The sequence below is a fragment of the Nocardia nova NBRC 15556 genome (assembly GCF_001613005.1).
Classification (GTDB): domain Bacteria; phylum Actinomycetota; class Actinomycetes; order Mycobacteriales; family Mycobacteriaceae; genus Nocardia; species Nocardia nova.
Genome location: NZ_BDBN01000078.1, coordinates 1 through 4,415, shown reverse-complemented (window position 1 = coordinate 4,415; position 4,415 = coordinate 1). Strand labels below are relative to the sequence as shown.

General features: G+C 62.8%; 5 protein-coding genes and 2 pseudogenes. 3 read left to right on the top strand and 4 right to left on the bottom strand.

Features of this window, described 5'->3' with window-relative positions:
- Nucleotides 1-171 precede the first annotated feature (171 nt).
- Nucleotides 172-450 carry a hypothetical protein gene (locus tag NN2_RS37440; RefSeq protein WP_146098660.1) on the top strand — a complete coding sequence of 93 codons (279 nt, stop codon included), beginning with the start codon at nt 172-174 and terminating at the stop codon, nt 448-450.
- Here NN2_RS37440 and NN2_RS38745 read toward each other — a convergent pair.
- From NN2_RS38745 to NN2_RS27175, 4 genes and pseudogenes are all read right to left on the bottom strand, one after another.
- Nucleotides 406-878, bottom strand: a pseudogene (locus NN2_RS38745) (transposase family protein); the annotation flags it as partial. The gene NN2_RS37440 and the pseudogene NN2_RS38745 overlap by 45 nt on opposite strands.
- Before the next feature lie 102 nt (nt 879-980).
- Entirely contained in the window at nt 981-1,394 is a 414-nt protein-coding gene (locus tag NN2_RS27185) for a GlcG/HbpS family heme-binding protein (RefSeq protein WP_063017088.1), read from the bottom strand.
- Nucleotides 1,391-1,795, bottom strand: a complete 405-nt coding sequence (locus NN2_RS27180) for a DJ-1/PfpI family protein (RefSeq protein WP_063017087.1) — start codon at nt 1,793-1,795, stop codon at nt 1,391-1,393. Before NN2_RS27180 ends, NN2_RS27185 begins: the two co-directional genes overlap by 4 nt.
- Nucleotides 1,796-1,823: 28 nt before the next feature.
- A complete protein-coding gene (locus tag NN2_RS27175; RefSeq protein ID WP_245658875.1) occupies nt 1,824-2,951 on the bottom strand; it encodes a glutathione-independent formaldehyde dehydrogenase in 1,128 nt (375 codons plus the stop codon).
- A 925-nt stretch (nt 2,952-3,876) separates the two neighbouring features.
- On the opposite strand from NN2_RS27175, the pseudogene NN2_RS38740 reads away from it, so the two are divergent.
- A pseudogene (locus NN2_RS38740) lies at nt 3,877-4,263 on the top strand (general stress protein).
- 3 nt (nt 4,264-4,266) lie between these two features.
- Nucleotides 4,267-4,415: Hsp70 family protein (locus tag NN2_RS36590; protein WP_156511481.1), on the top strand; the 149-nt coding region annotated here is incomplete at its 3' end.

Genomic DNA, 4,415 nt, shown 5'->3' with positions numbered 1-4,415 from the left:
CCGCCGATGAATCGGCGGGTGTCCTCACCGCCGGAGCATGAACCTGGCGGCTATGCCAGGCATTTGTGCGCGAGGGGGACTCGTATTCCCCGATGCGGCAGATTTACCTAACCCATGTGTTCGACACGATCTAACATAGGTTTACTCCCAACAATTTTCAACGATGCCACGATGCGTGTTTACGGTAACTCGTTGCAGCCGAGCATCTTTGATGCATTCGCAAAAGATGATGCGCGGCTGACAGTCGAAGAATTCAAACGTGACCTCGGTCTCAACCTCTTAGGCGACGTCCCTGGCGCTGGCCATACCAAGTTCATGCAACTCGCTGCAACGATCAACGGTCTGCGCGACACGGGCGGAGTTCCGGGCCGGTTCACCATCGATGAACGGACCAATTTCGTCCCCGTAGCCGTAGGCTCCTCGGAACGCGACGTGGATCTCGCGGATTAGTCCGGTCAACCATTGGCGCCGTAACTGCGTCGGCGTAGTCGGGTGTCGTTTGGCCTTGAGTTCTGCCGGGTTACCCCCAGCACTCGACAGCATCAGTCTTCCGGTGCCCCGGCGGCGACGAGGCTGTCGATCACTGGGTAGAACCGCCTTTTGGCTCAGAGGTGTCCTCCCCGAGGAACTTCGCGGCGTGGCGGATGATCGTGATCTCGGTTTCCAGCTCGCGGATCCGGCGGCGGCCAGCACGCAATTCTGCCGACTTCGCCGAGGGTTGCCCGGCCGTAGTCCGCGATTTATGTCGTCCTGGCGCAACCTTTCGACAACGTCACCGGGTGGATGCCGAGCTCAATCGCGGTCTGCTTAGCGGGTTTGCCTGTCCGGACCAGAGCGATCGCTCGGGTACGGAACTCGGCGGGATAAGCGCGTAGCACGCGGGACAGCCTTTCGGTAAAGCTGTCAGTTAGCAACTGGAGTTGGAACCCAACCGCCGGTGGGGCAGGTCAGTTTGTCACCTCTCGGTGCAGCAGCCCCGCTCACATCGCCGTTGAGGCTGCCTCGGCGACAGCTTTGTCCTGCTCTCCGGTGCCGCCGCTGACGCCGACGGCCCCGACGACCTGGCCGTTGCGCCGCAGCGGCACACCGCCGGCGAAGATCATGATGCGTCCACCGTTGGAGGTTTGTATCCCGTAGAACTGCTCGCCCGGACTCGCATCGGTTGCGAGGTCCTCGGTCGAGATATCAAGCGCTCGGGCGGTGAATGCCTTGTTGATTGAGATGTCGATGCTGGCGATCCATGCACCGTCCATCCGCACATGGGCTACGAGGTTGCCGCCGGCATCGACTACCGCAATATTCGACGGCGACTCGATCTCGGTGGCTTTGGCCTGCCCGGCGGCAATCACCCGCTGCGCATCATCGAGGGACACTGAGGTCTGATTGATTGTCATGACGGACCTGTCCTGGTCTGCGCGAACTGCTCGATGCCCTGACAGACCGCGGAGAGGTCATCGGGCGACCTGCGCGAGATCAGGCTGTCGCAGATCGTGACCTCCTCGTCGGCGACGTGGGCCCCGGCGTTGCGCAGGTCGGCCCGCAGACTCGGGCATGGGGTGAGCGTTTCGCCCGCCCCGATCGACTTTCGGGAGCCCACGAAGTGGCGCACGAACGACACCGCTGTTTCCGCGATTCGCAGCTTGTCCGGGTTCGCCGTGCCACCCCGCAGCAGCAAGACATCGTGGACATCGACCGCGGCATCGGATACGGCGTCGCGGAGTCGGTCGAATTCGGCTCTTTCGATCCCCTGGGCAGCCGGTCTCGCGATGTGCTTGCCCTGCAGTGCATTTGCCATCGTGGCGTTCCTTTCGGTCCGGGCCGCCTCACGGATGCATGACGACCTTGGTCCATCCGTCGTCGCGGGCATCGAAATGCTGGTAGCCGGATTCGGCCTCAGCCAGCGGGAGTTCGTGAGAGACGATCCACGACGGTTTGGCCCGGCCTTCATGGATGAGGTCACGAAGCTGGCGGTTGTAGTGCTTGACGTTGGCCTGCCCGGTTCCGGCCTTTTGACCTTTGAACCAGAACTTGCCCATGTCGAAGGCGATTCTGCCCTTCTTCTCCAGCTTGTCGGGCGCGTTGGGGTCTTGCGGCAAGAAGATGCCCACCACGCCGATGTGCCCGGTGAACCGTACCGAATCGACCAGCCGGTTCATGGTCATCGCCGAATCCTCATGTCCCTGTGGGTCGTGGGCCTGGTAGCCGACGCACTCACAACCCTTGTCGGCGCCGTGCCCGTGGGTCTGCTCCAGCACCTGCTCGACCGGGTCGCCCTTCGAGTCGTCGATCGGTATGACGCCGATCTGCTCGGCCAGGCGCAGCCGGTCGGGGTGACGGTCGACGATCATTACCTTGCTCGCGCCCTGGATCATCGCCGAGTATGCAGCCATCAAGCCGACCGGGCCGGCCCCGTAGATGACCATCGAATCGCCGGGCTGCATGTCGGCCAGGCGGGTGCAGTGCCAACCGGTCGGGAAAATGTCCGACAGCATCACGTAGTCGGTTTCCTTGTCCTCGGCATCCTCGGGCAGCCGCAGACAGTTGAAGTCGCCGAAGGGCACCCGCAAATACTCGGCCTGTCCGCCCCAGAACGGTCCCATCCCGGCGAAACCATAAGCGGCGCCCGCCATCTTCGGATCCGGATGCACCGTCAGGCAGAACGCGGTCAACCCTTCCTCGCAGTTTCGGCAGAAGCCGCAACCGATGTTGAATGGAAGGCACACCCGGTCGCCGGTGGTGACCTTTACCACCGCATTGCCCACCTCGGCGACGATCCCCAGATTCTCGTGACCGAGAACCATCCCGGGTTCCAGATCGGTGCGGCCCTCGTACATGTGTAGATCCGACCCGCAAATGTTGGTGCTGGTGATCTTTACCAGCACATCGGTCGGCTGCTCGATCCTCGCATCGGGCACATCCTTGACATGAACCTGACGCGGCCCGTCGTACACAAGCGCTTTCATCTCGATACTCCCTAACTTGCGGCGTTTCCGGTGACGCCGGGCGGCCAGAGGCGGTTGTGTGTGAGCCACCGACCGAACGAACCGTTCTGCTGGGGCAGCCGACGCGATAGCGCGCGCAACGGAAGAACACACCAAAACTAGGGCACACCAACATGTTTCGCGTCATGGAAACAAGCAGCGGGTGCATTCCAGGCGTCGCGTTCTCTCCTCCTTGGAGTCTCCTCTTTCGGCTCCGCGATCGCTAGGGGGTCTCATTAATTTGTGGGCTCCGCTCAGCAATCCCGATCTTTCGTATCGGAGTTCTACTCGTGGAGCACCGGAGCAGTGGCTGAAACACGGTGAGCCAATCCGGTTTGGTCCGGCACTGGTGCCACGACCGCAGACCCGGATGGGTAACCTCGGTCAGCACTCAACGAATTCGGGCCGCGCTCACGGCGGTGGCCGGGCTGGTGCTACTGGGGAGAAGTTCATTGAGGGCCGCCTGGCTGCCCCTGATCAACGTGCCCGCGCTGGTGTTGCTGTTCGCGCGGATCGAGAGCTACTCCGCACGAGGGCCATACAGCACGGTGATGTCTGGATCGGTGACCCGCTGCGAGGTTGCTGAGACACATCGCTCGGCTGGAAAGATTCCTGGTAAAGATTCCTGGTTTCGGGCGTTCGACTCGTGGTAGCCCCGGGAGTGGTGGCTGATGCCCGGAGTATGCGCACCGGCCGCCTCGAGCGGGTTCCGGCAGACATCTGTGTTCCGGCTGGGTTCTGGATGCCACCGTCTCCCGTTCTTTCGACGCCACCGGCGAATGAGGAACTGTCAGGCGGTTGAGCCGTGAGTTCGAGCGGTTGACCGGCCAGCCGAACGCCGAACCGGTACGCGCCGGCTCGGCGAACACCGAATCATCAACGCCCAGGAGGCGTGATGTCAGAGTCCTGTCGTGGAACCTCCGCGATACGTCGGAACCGACCTGCCCGTCAGGTAGTAGCAACGTTCGACGACTACGCCGACGCTGAAAGTGCCGTCGACTCCCGCTCCGATCAACATTTCGCGGTCGACGAATCGGCCATCGACGGACACGACATCGAACAGGTCGTCGGCCGATCGAACTACGGCCGGGCCGCTCTGCGAGGCGCCGCCGCGGGCGGGCTGACCAGCGCACTGTTCGGCTGGCTCTTCGCATTGGGCGGTCGGCGCGACTTCACCTCAACCCAGCCGTCACAAACCACGTCACTACGAAGTCCTCGCCGACGTCGAGGTCGCGGACGAGCCGTGCGCCTGCTCACCGGCCGGACCGATCGAAAGGAATGAGCCATGGCGACCGCTGTAGGTATAGACCTGGGCACCACGAACTCGGTCATCGCGAGCTGGCAAGGCGGTGAGCCGGTCGTGATCTCCAATACCGAGGGAGCGCGAACGACGCCGTCGGTGGTGGCGTTCACCGAGAGCGGGGAGCGCCTGGT